The sequence below is a fragment of the Paraburkholderia kururiensis JCM 10599 = LMG 19447 genome (assembly GCF_003986935.1).
Classification (GTDB): domain Bacteria; phylum Pseudomonadota; class Gammaproteobacteria; order Burkholderiales; family Burkholderiaceae; genus Paraburkholderia; species Paraburkholderia kururiensis.
On the sequence record NZ_RJZE01000036.1, the window covers coordinates 24718 to 43211 of the forward strand.

The following is an 18494-nucleotide window of genomic DNA, read 5'->3' on the forward strand; positions in this document are numbered from 1 at the left end:
GCGTCAGCTTCAGGCGGTGGCCCGGTCGCCGCTGTCTGCCTTGCTCGGCTCCGCGGCCTGCAATCGCTCCTGCAGGTCCGCGGCGGCGTCGCCGATGTCTTCCTCGATGCCTGCGCGTGCGCCATCACCGTCGCCGCGCCAGAGCGCTTCGACGATGTGGCGATGCGCCACCATGGAGCGGCGCATGTGGGGAATGTCGGGCGCGACGAGATTGAGGAAAGGGCCGATACGCATCCAGAGGTTCTGGATCGTGGCGAGCGTGAGGTCGCTCGCACCGTGCGTGTAAATCGCGATATGGAACTGGAAATTACTGCGCAGATAGGCCGGCACGTCGCCAGCTTCGACGTGTGCGTCCATCGTGTCGAACACGGCCTGTAATGCTTCGAGATGCTCGCGCGACATGCGCGCCGCGGCTCGTTTAGCGACGGTGCCTTCAAGCGCGATACGCACGTCGCGCAACTCGTCGAGCAATTCAAGCGTCATGGGCGGCACCATCAGCGCGCGGCCCGGACCGTCGATCAACGCGCCTTCGGCTTGCAGCCGCGTGAGCGCGGCACGTACGGGCATCGTGGACGAGCCCACGGCTTCGGCCACGCTGCGCAGGCTCAGCAACTGGCCCGGCGCGAAGCGGCCGGTCATGATCGCTTCCCTCAACTGGGCGTAGACGCGGCCCGCCATGGTTTCGCGCGCGACCAGTTCGAGTTCGGGTAAATCCGTTGACGTGCGGGTTGCCACCTTCAACCTCCGTTCTTTCATCCAGCTACGGCCACGCTTTCACGTTTCTGGCGCCTCTGTGACCTGTGATCACAGATCTCTTGAGCCAAGTTTGATTCGCCCTGCATGAGGAGTCAACCGGGAATCGCTAGGGGAAAACGCGAGGTACGAGCGCCTCGGGCGTCATGGGCCACATTAGGGTTTCACGAGGCCCCAAACAAACTAGACAGTTTAACTTGCAAGTTAAACTGTCTTAACCTATGCTGCGGCCATGACCAGTTCACGCATCTCCTCGGGGTCTTTGTCAGGTGCCCCTAACGCATCGCTCGAAGCCGTTATCGCCGAACTGACGCCTGCAATCGGCCAAATCGTGCGAAGGCTTCGCTCCGTGGGTAATCCGGGCGAACTCAGCCTGTCCCAATCGAGCGCGCTCGCACGGCTGGAACACGGTGGCCCCATGACGACTGCCGATCTTGCGCGCGCCGAATCGATGAAACCGCAGTCGATGAAATCGATTCTGGCGAGCCTCGAAGAAGAAGCCTGCGTGGAGCGCCAGCCACATCCCACGGACGGCCGCCAGATCCTGTTCGCGCTGACGCCGAAGGGCCTTGAAGAGCGACGGCAGCGCACCGCAGCCAAGCGCGAATGGCTGGTCGACGCGCTGTCGAAATTCGATCAGACGGAGCTTCAGACTCTGGCCGCTGCTATTCCGCTTCTCAAGCGGCTCGGCTCGTCCTGACGCAACGCGCCGCGGGCAGTACGTCCTGCGGTGAGTCGCTGATGAAACACGCGTCTTATCCCTGCAACCATTTAGGATCACTAACATGAGCGCAACCACCCTCGACCCGCGCACGGCCCTGATCATCGTGGACCTTCAGAAAGGCATAGCAGCACTCCCTGCCGCCGCCCCGATTGAAGTCGTGACGCAGAAAGCCGGCTTGCTTGCCGCGGCCTTTCGCGAGCGGGCTCTGCCCGTCGTGCTGGTCAACGTTGCTGGCGGCGCTGCGGGGCGCACGGAACAATCACGCGGCGCCCTGCCGCTTGCTCCGGACTGGACAGAGCTGCTGCCTGCTCTCGGGCAGCAGCCGCAGGATCATCTCGTCACCAAGCACACGTGGGGCGCGTTCATGGGCACGAGCCTCGAGTCCTGGCTGAAGTCGGAGGGTGTGACGCAAGTCGTTCTGGCCGGCGTGGCGACCAGCATCGGCGTGGAGTCGACCGCGCGCGAGGCCTATGCGCTCGGCTTCAACGTCACGCTTGCCATCGACGCGATGACGGACATGAGCGCCGACGCTCACGCCAATAGCGTGTCGCGCATCTTTCCGCGATTGGGCGAAACGGGTACGACGCAGGAAATCATTGCGCTGCTGGAAACGCAGCACGCCTGAGAGGCAAAACGGAGCGCGGAAACAGTTCGATGAAACGCATGGCCGACGACAACGGGCAAATTCTCCAGCGCGAGGAACGCGCGGTACAAGCGCCCTCCCCTTCGATATGGAAAATCACGGCAGTCGCAGTGCTCGGATCATTGCTCACGCAGCTGGACGCCACCATCGTGAACGTCTCGCTTTCCAGCCTGGCAAAGGATCTCGGCTCCACGCTGCCGGCCATTCAGTGGGTCACGAGCGCGTATCTGCTCGCACTCACGCTGGTCTTGCCGTTGAATGGCTGGCTTGTGGAGCGCATCGGCGGAAAAGCCGTGTATCTCTGGTGCTTCTCGTTATTCACGGCAAGTTCGGCGCTCTGCGGCTTCGCATGGTCGGCGAACTCGCTGATTGGTTTTCGCATTCTGCAGGGCGTGAGCGGCGGCCTGCTCGCACCCATGGCGCAGATGATGATGAAACGGGCTGCGGGAAACCAGTTCACACGCATCGCGGGCTACGCCGCGTTGCCCATTTTGCTCGGGCCGCTGCTGGGCCCTGTGATTGCGGGCGCGATACTGCACTACGCTTCGTGGCGCTGGCTGTTTCTCGTGAACCTGCCGGTGGGCTTGCTCGCGCTATTGCTCGCGAAACTCTTTCTGCCCGACGACATTCCACAGCACACGCCGCGCGGACTCGACTGGGTCGGACTGCTTCTGCTGTCGCCCGCCCTCGCGCTCGTGCTGCTCGGGTTCGAGCGTATCGCTCAGCGCCCGGGCCTCGTCGCGCTGATAGCGGGCGGCCTTCTGCTTGCCGTATTCCTGCGCGTCGAAAGTCGCAGGGCCGCACGCGCGTTAATCGATCTGAGCCAGTTCCGCAGCAAGGTGTTTCGTGTCGCATCAGCCGCGCAGTTTCTCTCGAACGGCGTGTTGTTCGCAGGGCAAATGCTCATTCCGCTATTCCTGATTCAGGCGTGCGGCCGTTCTCCCGCCGCGATGGGATGGATGCTCGCCCCGCTCGGGCTTGGCATGATGATCACGTTTCCTTCGCTAGGATTCCCGACAACCCGTTTTGGTGAACGCGCGGTGGCTGTGGGAGGCGCCAGCGTCGCCGTCTGCGCAACGCTGGTGCTTGCCTGGCTGGCGAACCATCCACTCGATGTTCTTGTCCTGGTTGCGGCGCTCTTCCTTCGGGGGATGGGACAAGGCGCGGTGGGACTTCCCGTCCTTTCGTCGGCCTATGCGTCAGTCGAGCCCCGCAATCTGCCAATGGCCGCCACCACGCTGAACATCGTTCAGCGCCTGGGAGGTCCGGCGCTCACCACCCTATGCGCGGCCTTTCTCGATCGCATGCTGGAAGCGCGTGTTGGTCCTGCGGGTCCGAATGCGTGGACGCTTGCATTCCTGCTGCTCGCTGCCCTGCACGGGCTCGCCGCCGTCGCGGCGACGGGCCTCCCACGAAGAGCGACGATGAGCGGGTGCGACTAAAGTGCGAACCCGCCCCGCCCTTTAAAGCAGCCCTCGCGATGCGAGGTTGCGATAGAGCGCACGCACGCCGAAAGTCCACGGAGTGATTTCCGTGCTGAGTTGCACAGTGTTGATCAACGAGCCCAGTTGCGCTGCCGAGATGGTCACCCTGTCGCCCAGGTGATGCGTGAAGCCACCGCCTTCGTTATCGCGATCGGCGGTGGGAGCGAACATGGTGCCGAGAAACAGCACGAAGCCGTCCGGATATTGATGATGGCGACCGCAGGTCTGGGCAACGAGGTCCGCCGGGTCGCGGCTGATCTCGCTCATATGGCTCACGCCTTCGAGCACGAATCCGTCATCCTCGCCTTCCACGCGCAATGACACGTGAGCTTTGCGAACGGAGTCGAGATCGAATGATTCGTCGAACAGACGAATGAATGGCCCAATGGCGCACGACGCGTTGTTGTCTTTGCATTTGCTGAGCAGCAACGCAGACCGGCCTTCGATGTCGCGCAGATTGACGTCATTGCCGAGCGTTGCGCCAACAATCTCGCCACGGCCGTTCACGGCGAGGACGATCTCCGGCTCCGGGTTATTCCAGTTCGACACCGGTAGCAGTCCGATCTCCGCGCCGAACCCGACGGCGGACATCGGCTGCGACTTCGAAAACACTTCGGCATCGTGCCCGATCCCCACTTCCATGTACTGGGACCACGCACCGCGTCGCTCGAGTTCGGCCTTGAGCCGCATGGCCGCATCCGATCCCGGTTTGATTTTCGAAAGATCCGTCCCGATGGTTGCCGTAATGGCCTCCCGAACCTCTTTAGCCTTGCCTGGGTCACCGCCCGCCTGCTCCTCGATAACGCGTTCGATCAGGCTGACGGCAAACGTGACGCCGCATGCCTTGATGGCCTGCACGTCATTCGGCGCCAGCAATCGCAAGGCCGCGCCTTCTCCATCGCGGAGCATGGCTTCCATCAGCTTCACGACAGAGCCAAGCGCTTCGCCCTTTACCGTGCGCGCAAACTGAACGAGATCGTCACGGTCGAACAGGTCGGCTGTGGTGGGCACGCTCGCCGTGACGTCCACCACCTCGCCATTTCGGACGATCACGACAGAAGGCCCTTCGTACCGGCCGGCTCTTCGCCACACGCGGCCCACCAGCAGAGCCTGCTGAAAGTCCTCCGGCAAATACGAGGTTGCGGGTTGCGGGGTCATTTCGAAATTACCTCCAGTTTATTTAGCGTATTCATTCGAATCGCTGACGACCTCTTCCGCCTCGCCCCATTTGACGCGTCTCGACGTCTTTCCAATGCCCGGGTTGAATGAGTTGGTAGGGTCCAGCGTCCTGTAGAACGAACGCAGCGATTCGTCAGCGGCATAAAGGTGGCCAACGTTGTGCTCGGCCGGATACTTTGCGCCCCGCTCGTCGAGTAGCGCGAGAATATCGTCCTTGATCGTGTCGCAGTTTTCGCCTTTCTTCACCAGGTATTCCTGATGGAGTACGTGACAGAAGAAATGGCCGCAGTACATCTTGAATTCGATCTTGTCGTCTATATCCGCCGGCAGTCGCTCGAACCAGTCATGCGCATTTCGCGGCAACGCAATATCGAGCGCGACGATGTCCTCGACTGTCTTCGCATGGATCGACCGATAACGCACGATCGCGCCGCCGATCACGAATCGGTTCAGAAATGCGGAAGAACCTTCCTCCGCAGTGCATTCGAGATAGTCGCCGTGTGGCGAAGGGAACCGCGTGGCCAGATACCGGCGCGCTTCGTCTATCCCCGCATCCCCCATCTTCAGCAGCAGGTGATGCTCGTACCGGTTCCGATAGTCGTTCAGCCGCCTGGGAAGATGTTCGGGCCACACGGTCGCAAAGGCTTGCAGCAGCCGATCGCTGATTGCCGACCCGATGCCCAGCTTCTCGGTCAAGCCATCCACCAGACTTTTGATCTTGAATGCCGTGGGAACGCGATGCGTGCCGAAGGCGCGAATGAACAGGAAAAGATCCTTGCCATAGCGCTTCGCGGCATCATAGGCGCCGCGATGCATGTACTCGCCCGCAACGGGCAGACTGTCGAATTCGCGCAGAATATGGCGCCGCACCTGCTCGAGTTCGTCCGGATCATTGGTTCCTATATAGAAAACCTGTGTCTTTTCATCGACGGGAAATGTGTCGAGCCGCACCGCAAAGACCGCGATGCGCCCGGCCGACCCCGAGGCTTCGAACAAGCGGCGAGGGTCGGCGTTGAATCGGGCGGGGCTTGACGCAGCAATGTCGCGCACGTGATTGCAGTACTGATGGTCCGACGCCTGCATAGATGGCGGACTCGCCACGTCCGCCTCCGAAAACTGGCCTCGATCCAGGCGATCCAGAATTTGCTCGGGCGTGCTGCCCAACTGCACGCCAAGATGATTGACGAGTTCCAGCTCTCCAGCTGCGGTGATCTGCGCGTACAGCGACAGTTGAGTGAACGCCGGCCCGCGCCGAATCAGCGATCCGCCGGAGTTGTTGCATATCCCGCCGATAACCGACGCACCAATACAACTGGAACCAATCACCGAATGCGGTTCCCGCCGGATCGGTTTCAGCCTCTTCTCCAACTGGTCCAGCGTCACGCCCGGCTGTGCGATGACCTGGCTGCCTTCCTTGACCAGATCGAGTCTGCGAAGGCGCAAGGTGCTGACGATGACGACAGGGCGATCATATCCATCGGCATGCGGCGTCGACCCGCCTGTGAGCCCGGTATTGGCCGCCTGGAAGATCATGACGCAGCCCGCCCGATGACACGCTTTCAGCACCCGCCACATCTCGACCAGGGTGCCGGGCTGCACGACGGCCAGCGCCGCGCCCAAGCCGTAGCGATAACCTCTGGTGAAGCGCCGCATTTCAAGCTCGCCGGTCAATACAAACCGTCTTCCGACAATCGTCTCGAACTCGTTTACGAGATTCTGCATGGTCCAGATTCGTGGTTGCTCGCCCTGCGATTGCACGCCGCCACCGGCAATCCCCCAATTACAGCGCCTTGCCGATCCGGTCCGCCATATCGACAATCCGGACTGCGATGCGTTTTTCAAGGCGCTCGTCCAACCGCCCAAGCGGAACACTCGTGCTCAGTGCGACGCGTTTGCCCAATGCGGTTACGCCGACGAAAGCCGCAAAACACGCAAGACCCTCGGTCACTTCTTCGCGTTCGCGGGCAATGCCTGTGGCGCGTACTTCGGCCAGCGCTTCCAGCAGGTCGGAACGACGGGTGATCGTGCGGGCCGTGAGCGCATCCAGTCGCTGGGGCAGTATGTTGCGCAGTTCGTCGTCCGGCAGGCTCGCCAGCAGCGCCTTGCCGAGCGCACAGCAATGCGCCGGCAACCTGGCGCCCAGGTCGGAGACCAATCGCACGGGGCGGGCAGCGTCCTCGCGTGCGATATACACCACCTCGATACCGTCCAATACGGCAAGCTGCACGACCTCGTTATGCGCGGCAACGAATTTGGCCGCCTCGTGCCGGAACAGCTCCTGCAAGCGGTCATGCCTCACATAAGCACTGCCAAGCTCGAACAGCGCGACGCCGATGATGTATCCCCCATCCCGCTTCTCGATCCACTGCCGCCGCTCCATCGAGTCGAGCAGCAAATAGAGCGTGCTACGCGAGAGCCCGGTAATCTCCGCAAGCTTCGATGTGCGTATCGGCAGGGGCGCGCCGGCAAGCGCCTTGAGGATGTCGTCGATGCGCTTGAGCGCCGGCACGTCGTACGGCACGCTCGAGGGCCCATCCCCGGTGGTGGCGGCAGTGGCTTTCGGCATGGCGGGTGTAAGAGGGCTATCCAACACGATGGGAATCCTCGCAATTATGTCGGACACCACTTACACCTTGTGTTCCCCATCCCGCGACCGGGGCCTGGCGGCAGACCTCGACGCCAGGCAAACAACGACTGCGGAGCGTCATGACCTTGCGACCTTGGCGCCTTCCTGTGGCTCGCCCCGTTCGGGTTCGGCCAGCGTTTCGAGCGCACGGTTGTGATGCAGCAGCAGCGCAGCCGCCGCGCCGACAAGACCCGCGCCTGCAAGGCAAAGCAGCCCGGCGCCGAAACCGCCCGTCGCGTCTTTGATCCAGCCCATCGCGTACGGGCCGAAGAAACCGGCGAGATTGCCGAGCGAGTTCACTGCCGCGATGCCACCTGCCGCAGCCGCGCCGGACAGGAACGCCGCGGGCAGCGTCCAGATGATCGGCAGACACCCGAAGATGCCGAAGCCGGCAATAGAAAGCGCGATCATTTTCAGCACCGGATTATCCAGCCCCGCCGCCGCCGCGATGCCCGCTGCCGCGATCACCAGCGCAATCGCGACATGCCGCTTGCGTTCGAGGCTGCGGTCCGAATGGCGGCCCCAGTAAAGCATGGCCACAAGGCCCACGATATACGGCAGCGACGTCACGAAACCGGTCTGCAGATTCGTGAGGCCGAACGCCTTGATGATCTGCGGCAGGAAGAAGCTCAGGCCATAGTTGGTTGCGTTCGCGCCGAAATAGATCAGCGCGATGGCGAGAATACGCGGATTAAAGAGCGCCTCCACCACGCTGAACGAACGCACGGCTTCGCGATGCCTGCGCTCCTGCGCCTGGCGTGCGACGAGCCACGCACGTTCGTCGTCGGTAAGCCAATGAGCGTCGGCCGGCTTGTCGGTCAGATAAAGCAGCACGCCAATGGAGAGAATCAGCGCGGGCGCCGCTTCGATCAGATACAACCACTGCCATCCGGCAAGCCCGCTCTTGCCGTCCAGCGAGAGCAGCGCACCGGAGATCGGGCCGCCAATGACGGTGGACAGCGGAATCGCCGCCATGAAGTAGCCGACCACGCGCGCCCTGTACTTCGCGGGAAACCACAGCGTCAGCAGAAAGATGATGCCCGGGAAGAAACCGGCCTCCGCCACGCCGAGCAGGATGCGCAGCGTGTAGAACACGTGCGCGTTCGACATGCCCGTCATGCGCGAGAGATGCGGAATGAACGCCATCGCGCCGGCCAGAATGCCCCACGTGAACATGATTCGCGCAATCCAGCGGCGTGCACCAAAGCGTTCGAGCAACAGATTCGACGGAACCTCGAAGAAGAAATAGGCGATGAAGAAAATGCCCGCCCCAAAACCAAAAGCGCTCGACGACAGGTCGAGCGCCTTGTTCATCTGCAGTGCCGCAAAACCGACGTTGACGCGATCAAGGTAAGCGATGAAATAGCAAACGATCAGGAACGGGACGAGCCGTGCCGTTACGCGCGCCATGGTGCGTGCTTCGAGCTCCATCGATGTCTCCTTTTCAGGCCGGCGTCTCGCTGCCTCGCGGCTGCGGGCAACGGGCCGGACCCATTTTGATGTCGGTCTCGCGGTCAGGCGCGGGAGCCGCGCACGGCGGAAACCTGGACCGCCGTATCGTAAGAGCGCCCGCAAACGAGGTCCAACAGACTGAGGGATTTTCCAGGCGGTTGTACAAGCCGTGTTCGTCTTAGAGCCGCCGCCTCGCGCCGGCCACGGCTCTCGAGCAGTATCCGTTCCTCCCGATGAAGCGCGTACCCGATGTATCAGCGCACGCTGTCGAACCACGCTACGACGTTGTTCGAACCGCCGAGCGTCGCGCCGTCGCCGTAAAGACCGGCGAGAAAGGTCGCCCGATGGCTGCCGCCCTGAACCGGAACGCCGGTCACGAACCGTCCTCCCGCTGCCAGGGCCGGGTAAACCATGCCTGGGTGAATCGCTTCGTCGGCCAGACCGTACTCGAAGCGGATGGGGCAATCGTAATTCCAGTACGTGGCGCGATTGGCCGCGAGATGCTGGAGGAACGCGCTGTTTTGCGTTGCCGTGAAGCGTTCGAAAAAATCGGGGACGAGCAGGTTCGAACCCGTCGGCGTGGGCTTCGACTGATCGAAATCCAGCTTGTAGTCTGCCCAGAACTTCGTGGCGAACTCGTGAAACTCAGGCCGCACCGTGCTTTTCATCAAACCCTTCAAACCGTACTGCAGTTCGTAGCTCCCCAGCGTCACGATCATGCAAAGAGAAATCCAGTCCGGAAGCGCCGGATAGGTCGTCACGCCTTGGGGCAAAGCGAAGGTCTGCGCCCCCGCCCAGAAGCGCCATGCTTCATTCAGGTCATTGAAAGGACTCGCAACAGCCGTTGCCGCAATCGGCCGAGACTGTTTGCGCAATGCCTGATGTAGCCACTGCGTATTGACCGCGCCTTGCGACCAGCCATGGAGAAACAGCTTCGATGGTGTGACGCCCAGCTTGCGCATGGCCGCCTGACCGGCCGCGAGAATATCGAGACACGTGCGAACGGTAACGTCTTTCACCGCATAGGCTTCGCCATGTCCCTCGCGAAAAGGGCCCTTGCCGACATAATCGGCCGCGATGACGGCATAGCCCTGCCCCGCGAAACGGTGCACGTTGAAGAGCGTTTCCAGGGAGTCCGCAGCATCGGTCAGTTGGCGGTCGGCATCGGCGAGAAGCGTGAGATTGGACGGCACCTGGTCGAACGAAAGAATCGTGCCGTGCTGCCACGACACCAATGGAATCTCGCCCTTTGCCCCAACGGGAAGCGCAAGAAGCCCGCTCACCTTGAGCTTCTCTCCGCTTTCGGGATTCACCGTGAAGGTGATCACGCGATGCAGATCGACATCGAAACGCGCGCCATGCGTTTTTGCATCGAACGCGGGGAGGATGGCCGGCTTGTTGAAAAGCGGATAAGCCGCCGCCACGAGTTCGTCGAGCCGCCCGGCGCTGACGCGGCATGAGCGGTCGATACCCGATGCGCCAGCATGACCGCCGCCCGCCGCAACCGCAGGTGCGTCGGTTAGCGCGATTGCCGCTACTGCGGCCGCACCCCGTAACAGAGTACGTCGTGGCTCGTTGACCTCCCGGTCTCTGGACGTAGCGGCCAGAACGCTTGCAATAAACGACATGTGGAAGACTCCGTGATAGCTGAAAGGCGCTTCAGAGCAGACCGCGGCAATACTCACCTCGGTCTGCAACCGGAAAATCCTGGTCGTTAATTGCGGCGGCGATATTGAGCTATCTCAAGACGTCGGGACGTTGGCGTTTATCGATTACCTCGTTGAAGCGCGAAATTCGTCTTTTAACGCGTAGTACAGGCGCCGATAACGCGCGAGCCGATCGTCCAGCATCGCCCGTGTCGACAGGGACGGTTCGTATCGCTCGACCACTGGCGGCGCGACGCATACTGCGTCAAGGGCCTCCCCTGTGCAGGCAAGACGCGCGAGTCGTCCCGCTCCCAGCGCCGCACCCACCTCGCTGCCTTCGTGAAGATCGAGAGGAAAGCCGAGCGCCGTTGCGCAGAGCCGTCCCCACACTGCGCTGCGCGAGCCGCCGCCGATGAACGATGCACGCTCCAGCACCGTGCCGGCACCTTGCAGTGCCGCGTAACCGTCGGTCATCGCAAACGCCACACCCTCCATCACGCTATAGGCGAAATCCGCCGCACTGTGCGACGCCGTCATGCCGAAGAACACGCCCTTCGCGTCGGCCGCGTTATGCGGCGTGCGCTCGCCATTGAGATACGGCTGGAAGATCGGTGCGGTCGCCGCATCCGCCGTGGGTGCCATTTCGACCAGTTCGGGCACGCTCGTTTTCAGCACGCGCGACAACCAGTGCAGGCTTGCCGCGGCGGAAAGAATCACGCTCATCTGATGCCATTGCCCCGGCACGCAATGACAGAACGCGTGCACGGCCTGCGCGGGGTTCGGCGCGTAACGGCCGGTAGCCGCAAACAGCACGCCCGATGTGCCGAGCGAAAGAAACGCATCGCCTGTCTTTGCCACGCCAATGCCAATCGCACTCGCTGCGTTGTCGCCCGCTCCGCCGCACACCGTCACGCGCTCGCTGAGCCCCCATTCACGCCGCAAATCGTCGCGCAACGGCGCACCCGGCTCGCTGCCTTCAACGAGCCGCGGCATGTTCTCCCGTGTCAGGCCCGTGGCCTCCAGCATGCGTTCGGACCAGTCCCGTTTGCCGACGTCGAGCCACAGGGTGCCCGACGCATCGGACATCTCGGAGACGAACTCGCCCGTCAAGCGCCACGCAACGTAGTCCTTCGGCAGCAGGACTTTCTGCACGGAGGCGAATACGGCCGGCTCGTACTTCGAGAGCCACAGCAGCTTGGGGGCAGTGAAGCCGGGCATCGCCAGATTGCCCGTAATCGCACGCGAGTCGGGCACGAGTGTTTCCAGTTCGACACACTCTGCATAGGCACGCGTGTCGTTCCAGAGAATGGCGGGGCGCAGCACGTTTCCACCGCGGTCGAGCAGCGTCGCACCGTGCATCTGCCCTGAAAGGCCGATACCGCGTAACCGGGCAAATGCGTGAGGCTGTGCCGCGCGAATCGCATCGATGGCATCGAGGGTGGCCTGCCACCAGTCCTGCGGGCTTTGCTCCGACCAGTGAGGATGAGGACGATCGACGCGCAGTGCAATGCCGGCGCTCGCCACGACGTTGGAGGAATCGTCTGTCAGAACTGCTTTGACTTCCGAAGTACCGAGATCAATGCCGATATAACTCAAAGTTCGATCCTGTTGAAAGGCGGGCAGGGTTAGCGGAGATTGCCCGCTACGCGTTGCGAGACGTTTTCAGGCTGCCGCTTTCTGTGCGTGCGCCGACGGTTCGTTGAGCCGGTGCAGTGCGCGAAACTTCGATGGCGGTATGCCTTTCTGCGCCAGAAATTGCCGATTGAAATTCGACACGTTGTTGAAGCCCACGCGGTAGCAGATGTCCGTCACGCCGAGGCTCGTGCACATGAGCAGCTCGCACGCCTCGTTCAGGCGCAGCCGGTTCTGGTACTGCACAAAGGTGCAGCCGGTATGTCGCTTGAAAAACCGCGTGAACGTGCTGATGCTCATGCCGGACAGTTCTGCGACGTCGATCTCGCGCAGATTGCCCGCGAGGTTCTGGCGTATGTAGGAGAGCACCTGATTGATCGTCGACGACATGTAACGCTGCGCGTTGACGTCGTACGCCGGCCCCGCCAGCGCTTTCCTATCCGCGCAGTGTGTGAGTTCGTCGAGAATCGTCATGAGCAGTGCCACGCGGCGCGCGCCGTGCGCATCGCAAAGCGCTTCGATCAGCGGCGCGATGGAAAGACCGAGACAATCGGGAAACTGGATGCCACGCGAGGCGTCGTCGATGAGCGCAAGCACCGGTCCCAGTTCCGCGAACGCCGACACCATGCGTTGCACCGCGTCGCGAGAGAACTGCAGCACCAGGTCACGCGACGGCACGGTTATCTCGTTGCCGCCGTCGCTCACCCAGTTGTGCGGCAGGTTCGGACCCGTCAACACGAGATTGCCCGGCGCGAAGTCGCCGATATAGTCGCCGACGAAACACTTGCCCGACGATTCGCGAATGACGTGAATCTCGTACTCCGGATGGAAATGCCATTTCGCGACCCTGTGCGGATAGTCGTGCACCCACGCACGGAACGATTCGTCCTGCCGGGTATGAACGAGTTCGAGATCCGGATTCATGCGTCGTCTCCTTCACATGTCGCTACGCGGCGCTCCTCCTGGCGTTGCTACTGCACACCCAGCGTGGGCGCCGCGTGATGGATGGCGTTAGGGGTGGCGTGCTCGTGCTGTCGGCCTGCGGAATCGTACTGCAGATCGAGCGAGAGGTTTTCGCCGCTCTTCGCGTCAAACACGTGCAGGTCTTGTACCTCGAACTCGAGCATCACGTTTGCATCAGGCGCTGGCACGCTGGTGGATGGAATCAGCGCGGCTACCCGCTCGCCCGAGCAATCCACCGTGATGAGCGCTTCTGCGCCCAGCATCTCGACCAGTTCTACCGTGCCATGCAACGCCAGCGTTTCGTTCGCGCGTGGCGCCGTTCTGACGCGCACGTAGTTTGGCCGGATCGCGAGCTTCACCGCCTGCCCATCGGATAGGCTGTTGAAGCGTTGACCGTGCAATTCCCAGCGTTCGCTCTTCGCTCGCACCGCAACCACGTCCCCGCTGCGCTCCACCACGCCATCCAGAAAGTTCATGGCGGGCGTACCAATAAAGCCTGCCGCGAACGACGTGCGAGGGTACCGGTACAGTTCCGTCGGCGTACCTTGCTGTTCGATGCGGCCCCCGCGCATCAGGATCACGCGATCGGCAAGCGTCATTGCTTCGAGTTGGTCGTGCGTCACGTAGACGGTCGTCGTCTTCAGACGTTGATGCAGGCGTTTGATGTCGGTGCGCAACTGCGCCCGCAGTTGCGCGTCCAGATTCGAAAGCGGTTCGTCGAAGAGGAACACGGCAGGTGTCTTGATCATCGCCCGCGCAATGGCCGCGCGCTGCTGCTGGCCACCGGACATCGCCCGCGGCTTGCGCTCGAGCAGTGCGTCGAGGTTGAGCATGGCGGCCACCTCGCGCACACGCCGGTCGATTTCGTCTTTCGGCGTCTTGAGCCGCCGCAGACCGAACGCGATGTTGTCGTACACGTTCATGTGCGGATAGAGCGCGTAGTTCTGAAACACCATTGCGACGTTGCGCTCGCGCGCGGGCACCTGGTTCACCACGGCGCCACCTATCAGCAGGTCGCCGCCGGTGATCTCTTCAAGCCCTGCGATCATCCTCAGCATGGTGGATTTCCCGCAACCCGACGGACCCAGCAGTACGACGAACTCGCCCTCGTCGATATGCAGGTCGAGCGGATGCAGCACGGGCGCCCCGCTGTCGTACTGCTTGGTCAGCCCCTTGCAGACGATATTGGCCATGGCTCAATCCATCTCGATCTGGATCTTGACGTCTTCGGGGCGTCCGGCCGCAGCTTCCTCGAACGCCTTCACGCCCTGCGAGAACGCGAACTTGCGCGAGATGAACGGCTTCACGTCAATCGCACCCGAGCTGATCAGTGCAAGCGCCCGCGGGAAGATATTGGCATAACGAAATACCGATTCGAGCCGCACTTCCCTGGCCTGCATCGCGACAACGTCAAGCGCAACGGGCTTGGCCGGCATGCCTACGAGTACCGCACAACCACCGGGGCACACAAGATCGAGCAGCGTTTCGAACACGGCGGCGTTGCCCGACGCTTCGAACACGACGTCGGCGCCCCAGCCCTGCGTGACCTGCCGTACCACGTCGAGCAGCGACTGTTCGGCCGCGTGCACGGTGACCACTGCAGGATGATTTGCGAAATGCGCGAGTTTCTCCTTCACCACGTCGGCGAGAATCACGCGTGATGCGCCGCCTGCAAGTGCGGCGAGTGTGGTCATCGCGCCGATGGTGCCGGCGCCGATCACGACTGCCACGTCGCCGGGCTTCATGGCCGCCTTCTTGGCGGCCTGCAGACCGATGGAAAGCGGCTCGACGATCGCGCCTTCTGCGAACGTCACGTTATCGGGCAGGCGATACGTGAAAGCCGCCGGGTGCACCACATACGGCGTGAGGCAACCGTGAATGGGTGGCGTGGCCCAGAAGCGCACAGCGGGGTCCAGATTGTAGAGGCCGCGCATCGTGGCCGGCGAATCGAACTGCGGAATACCGGGTTCCATGCAGACGCGGTCGCCCACGTTCAGGTGACTCACCTCTGCGCCCACTTCCACCACGGTACCTGAAGCCTCATGCCCGAGCACCATCGGCTGCTCCACCTTGAACGGCCCGATACGACCGTGCGTGAAGTAGTGAACGTCGCTCCCGCAGACACCAACGGTGTGGATACGAATCTTGACGTCGCGCGGCCCGACCGCCAGCGGCAGGTCGATGTCGCGCAAGCTCAGGCGGCGTGCTTCTTCGAGTACAAGGGCCTTCATCAGAGCATTCTCCTTACTTTCCTTTCAGCATTGAGTTCAACAGGCGGCTTAGCACGCCCACGAAAATGATGGGCGGGATGGCGAGCAACACCGTTGAGGCATTGATGACGCCCCAAGGCACCTCTTGCCCCAGCGACGTGAAAGCGGACGCCACGACAGGCAGCGTCGCGCTGCGCGAAGACGTGAGCGCAAGCGCAATCATCAGTTCGTTCCAGACCAGTACGAAACTAAACACGATGCCGCCCATTAGCGTGCTGCCGCAGGTAGGCAGCGCGATGCGCCAGAACACGGCGTAGGGACCGTAGCCGTCCAGCGTCGCGGCCTCCTCGATCTCGCGCGGCATGCGCTGGAACACGGGAATCGAAAGCCATGTGATGGTCGAAAGCGTGGTCAGCAGATACGTCACGATCATGGAGAGCCGCGTGTCGTAGAGCCCCAGGTCGATCCAGATCGCGATGAGCGGAATCGCCACCGCGACAGGCGGCAAAAAGCGCAGCGACAGCAGGAAGAACTGGATGTCGCGCTTGGCCGGCACATGAAAACGCGCAATCACGTAGGCCGCCGGCACGCCGAGCGCGGTCCCCAGCACGACGGCCGTCCCCACGATCAACGCGCTGTTTTGCAGCGCAATGAGCACTTCAGGGCTCGAGATGACCTGACGGTAGTTGCTGAGCGTCGGCGTGAAGATGAAACGCGGCGTGGGTGTAACGATGTCGAGCAAATGCTTGAGCGAGTTGAGCACTGCCCAGAAGAGCGGAAATGCCGCTACCAGCACGAGCGCGGCGCCAAACAGCAAGACCGTGCTGCGGGATATCAGTCTTCCCATTTGTTCACCCGCTTCCAGATCAAGGTAAAGATGAGGGTGGTCGCGATCATCATCAGGACTGCCATGCTCGACGCGTACGAGACTTTTCCGGAAAGGCCGATTCCTTGCGAATAGGCATACATGTCCAGCGTTTCGGTGGAAACGCCGGGGCCGCCTTTGGTCATCACGTAGATCAGGTCGAACGAACGCAACGACTCGACCATCTTGATGAAAACAAGGCTCATGATGGGCGCTCTGAGCATGGGTAGCGCAATCCACGCGTAGACCTGCCAGGTCTTCGCATAGTCGAGCCGCGCGGCTTCGAGCGGCTCGGGCGGCAGCGTCTCCAGCAGCTTCAGCACCACCACGGCAAAGAACAGGCCCCATTGCCAGATGTCGACCAGCGCAACAGCGTAGAGCGCCACGGCCGGGTCGGACAGGAACGCCGTATTGGGCACGCCGACCACACCGAGCAGCCAGCTCAAAACGCCGCTCAACGGCGAATACATGAACTTCCAGATGAACGCAGCCGAAACGCGGGGCAGCAGAACCGGCACAATCAGCAGGACACCGATCAGGTTGCGCATGCGCCCATGCACGTTCTCGAACAGGTAGACAGCGATCACGACACCCACCGCGACGGCGCCTAACACCGTGACGATCTCCCAGATCGCGGAGACCTCGATGGAATTGATGAAGCGCCGATCTGCTGCGAGACGCAGGAAATTGCGAAACCAGACGTACTCGCTATCCGGGTACCGCAGCACACGGTTCTTGAGCGCGAGATTGATGGCCGCCACCGTGGGTACGAGACCCAGCACCGCCATCACGACGAGCGGCGGCACGAGAAACACGAACGGAAGACTGGTCTTGCCGCGATTGAACATTGCCTGCTCCAGCATGCATCGGGACAGGGCACGTTGCCGTGCCCCGGGGACAGGTCACTTGCGCCCGTGTTCCATCGCATCCTGGGCGTACTGCACGGCGTCGTTCAACGCGCCCTGGATGTCTTTCTGCGTACCAGTGAAGACCTCTTCGAGCGCGACGCCCAGGTTGTCGCCGATATCAGGCCACTGCGGCGTGCGCCAGAACGTGACCTGAGAGACAGGACCGGTATCTTTCAGGCCGGCTAGAATCTGCGGCTTCACATGCTTCTGAAAGTAGTCGCTCTGAATCGTGCTCGTGCGGTTGTAGTCGCTGAACACGTTCGCGCGCAGGCGCGCCTGCTCCTGTTCCTTGCTCGTTGCCCACGCGATAAATTTGCCCGCCGCCTGGCGCGTGCACTCGTCCTTCGCACCCACCGCGGAGATGGCCAGCCCGTGCCCATAAGCCGCCGAGGGCAGCGGTGCGGGCGGTCGCGCGTAACCCACCTTGTCCACGACGCTCGACTTGGTCGGGTCTTCCATCCAGTCCGCAAATGGCGTGGATTCGATCATGAACGCCACCTTGCCGGAACGGAACGCTTCGAGCGCGTTGCTCCAGTCATACGTGGTCGAACCGGGCGGCGCGTAGCGGAACAGATCGGTATAGAGCTGTGTCGCCTTCACGACAGCCGGGGAGTTGAAGTCGGCCTGGCCCGACTTGTCTGTCCACGTACCGCCTTCACCCAACATGAACGGCGCCCAGCGCCAGACGTTCATGCCTGAACCGCGCTGGCCGCGTGCCACCCACCCGTATAGATTGGGCGGTGCGTTGAGCTTTTTGATGTCCGCAACGAGTTCGTCGAGCGTGCGCGGCACGGGCATGTGGGCCTTCTCGAGCAGGTCGCGGCGATAGAACAGGAAATCCGAACCACCGATCAGGGGTGCGAAATACGCCACATTCTTGTAGCTTGCCACCGCGCGACGCGCCGGAAGAAAGTCGTCGTAGTCGGCTTCCTTCGGGTAGTACTTGAGCAGCGGAACGATCCAGCCCGCCTGCGCGAACTCCGAGACGTTGGCTTCGTCCACGTAATAGATCTGGTACGAACCCGCGCCTGTCGAAGCGTCGAGCCGCGATTTTGCGCGCCGGTCGCTTTCACCGAAATAGCTGATCTCGATCTTCGTGCCGCTCTTCTTTTCATAGTCCGGCAGCGACTTCTCCATCACCGCCAGGCCTAGCGTTTTCTGTCCCAAGACCTTCAGTACAGGCACATTGCACGATTGCGCGAACGATATGACCGGCACGGTCGCGCCGATGAGCGCACACAGTGCGCTATGGTGGAATCTGTTCACAGCTGTCTCCTGGAATCTTGATTGGAATTCTCGTTATCAGCCGGACCTCCATGCATCCCAGCGGATAGCGTGTGCACAGTACCACCCGCGTTATCGCGTCAGCCACGCCAAAGCGGCGCCGCCATCGATACTTTTTTCTCAAT

The 18494-nt window shown here is 62.1% G+C and carries 16 protein-coding genes; 3 read left to right on the forward strand and 13 right to left on the reverse strand.

The features are described 5' to 3' along the window. Positions 1–9: 9 nt before the first annotated feature. Complete coding sequence (locus PKKP23_RS30775; protein ID WP_338120186.1) at positions 10–678, reverse strand: GntR family transcriptional regulator; 669 nt, start codon at positions 676–678, stop codon at positions 10–12. A 307-nt stretch (positions 679–985) separates the two neighbouring features. On the opposite strand from PKKP23_RS30775, the gene PKKP23_RS30780 reads away from it, so the two are divergent. From PKKP23_RS30780 to PKKP23_RS30790, 3 genes are all read left to right on the forward strand, one after another. Next, positions 986–1453, forward strand: coding sequence for a MarR family winged helix-turn-helix transcriptional regulator (locus PKKP23_RS30780; protein WP_126879679.1), 468 nt, complete (start codon positions 986–988; stop codon positions 1451–1453). An 85-nt stretch (positions 1454–1538) separates the two neighbouring features. Continuing rightward, the gene (locus tag PKKP23_RS30785; RefSeq protein ID WP_126879680.1) at positions 1539–2102 is read left to right on the forward strand and encodes an isochorismatase family protein; all 564 of its coding nucleotides are present in this window, start codon (positions 1539–1541) and stop codon (positions 2100–2102) included. Between the two features lie 38 nt (positions 2103–2140). Continuing rightward, positions 2141–3562, forward strand: a complete 1422-nt coding sequence (locus PKKP23_RS30790) for a DHA2 family efflux MFS transporter permease subunit (protein WP_126879701.1) — start codon at positions 2141–2143, stop codon at positions 3560–3562. A 21-nt stretch (positions 3563–3583) separates the two neighbouring features. Here the strand turns inward: PKKP23_RS30790 and PKKP23_RS30795 are convergent, their stop codons facing one another. The 12 genes from PKKP23_RS30795 to PKKP23_RS30850 form a co-directional block, all read right to left on the reverse strand. Continuing rightward, positions 3584–4762, reverse strand: a complete 1179-nt coding sequence (locus tag PKKP23_RS30795) for a fumarylacetoacetate hydrolase family protein (protein WP_126879681.1) — start codon at positions 4760–4762, stop codon at positions 3584–3586. Between the two features lie 18 nt (positions 4763–4780). Beyond that, entirely contained in the window at positions 4781–6505 is a 1725-nt protein-coding gene (gene dld, locus PKKP23_RS30800; RefSeq protein WP_126879682.1) for a D-lactate dehydrogenase, read from the reverse strand. A gap of 58 nt (positions 6506–6563) precedes the next feature. After that, positions 6564–7349 carry an IclR family transcriptional regulator gene (locus PKKP23_RS30805; protein ID WP_126879702.1) on the reverse strand — a complete coding sequence of 262 codons (786 nt, stop codon included), beginning with the start codon at positions 7347–7349 and terminating at the stop codon, positions 6564–6566. A gap of 138 nt (positions 7350–7487) precedes the next feature. Then, complete coding sequence (locus tag PKKP23_RS30810; protein WP_017777260.1) at positions 7488–8840, reverse strand: MFS transporter; 1353 nt, start codon at positions 8838–8840, stop codon at positions 7488–7490. A gap of 275 nt (positions 8841–9115) precedes the next feature. Beyond that, a complete protein-coding gene (locus PKKP23_RS30815) occupies positions 9116–10489 on the reverse strand; it encodes an alpha/beta hydrolase family protein (RefSeq protein WP_126879683.1) in 1374 nt (457 codons plus the stop codon). 144 nt (positions 10490–10633) lie between these two features. Continuing rightward, positions 10634–12103, reverse strand: a complete 1470-nt coding sequence (gene xylB / locus PKKP23_RS30820; RefSeq protein ID WP_126879684.1) for a xylulokinase — start codon at positions 12101–12103, stop codon at positions 10634–10636. A gap of 66 nt (positions 12104–12169) precedes the next feature. After that, positions 12170–13063, reverse strand: a complete 894-nt coding sequence (locus PKKP23_RS30825; protein WP_126879685.1) for a helix-turn-helix domain-containing protein — start codon at positions 13061–13063, stop codon at positions 12170–12172. 47 nt (positions 13064–13110) lie between these two features. Beyond that, positions 13111–14295, reverse strand: a complete 1185-nt coding sequence (locus PKKP23_RS30830; protein ID WP_126879686.1) for an ABC transporter ATP-binding protein — start codon at positions 14293–14295, stop codon at positions 13111–13113. A gap of 3 nt (positions 14296–14298) precedes the next feature. After that, positions 14299–15333: an NAD(P)-dependent alcohol dehydrogenase gene (locus PKKP23_RS30835; RefSeq protein WP_017777255.1), complete on the reverse strand. Its 1035-nt coding sequence runs from the start codon at positions 15331–15333 to the stop codon at positions 14299–14301. Between the two features lie 13 nt (positions 15334–15346). Further along, positions 15347–16159, reverse strand: coding sequence for a carbohydrate ABC transporter permease (locus PKKP23_RS30840; protein ID WP_026121941.1), 813 nt, complete (start codon positions 16157–16159; stop codon positions 15347–15349). After that, entirely contained in the window at positions 16147–17025 is an 879-nt protein-coding gene (locus PKKP23_RS30845) for a carbohydrate ABC transporter permease (RefSeq protein WP_126879687.1), read from the reverse strand. Before PKKP23_RS30845 ends, PKKP23_RS30840 begins: the two co-directional genes overlap by 13 nt. Positions 17026–17079: 54 nt before the next feature. Continuing rightward, on the reverse strand, positions 17080–18351 hold the full coding sequence (locus tag PKKP23_RS30850; RefSeq protein ID WP_017777252.1) for an ABC transporter substrate-binding protein: 1272 nt from the start codon (positions 18349–18351) through the stop codon (positions 17080–17082). Positions 18352–18494: the final 143 nt, after the last annotated feature.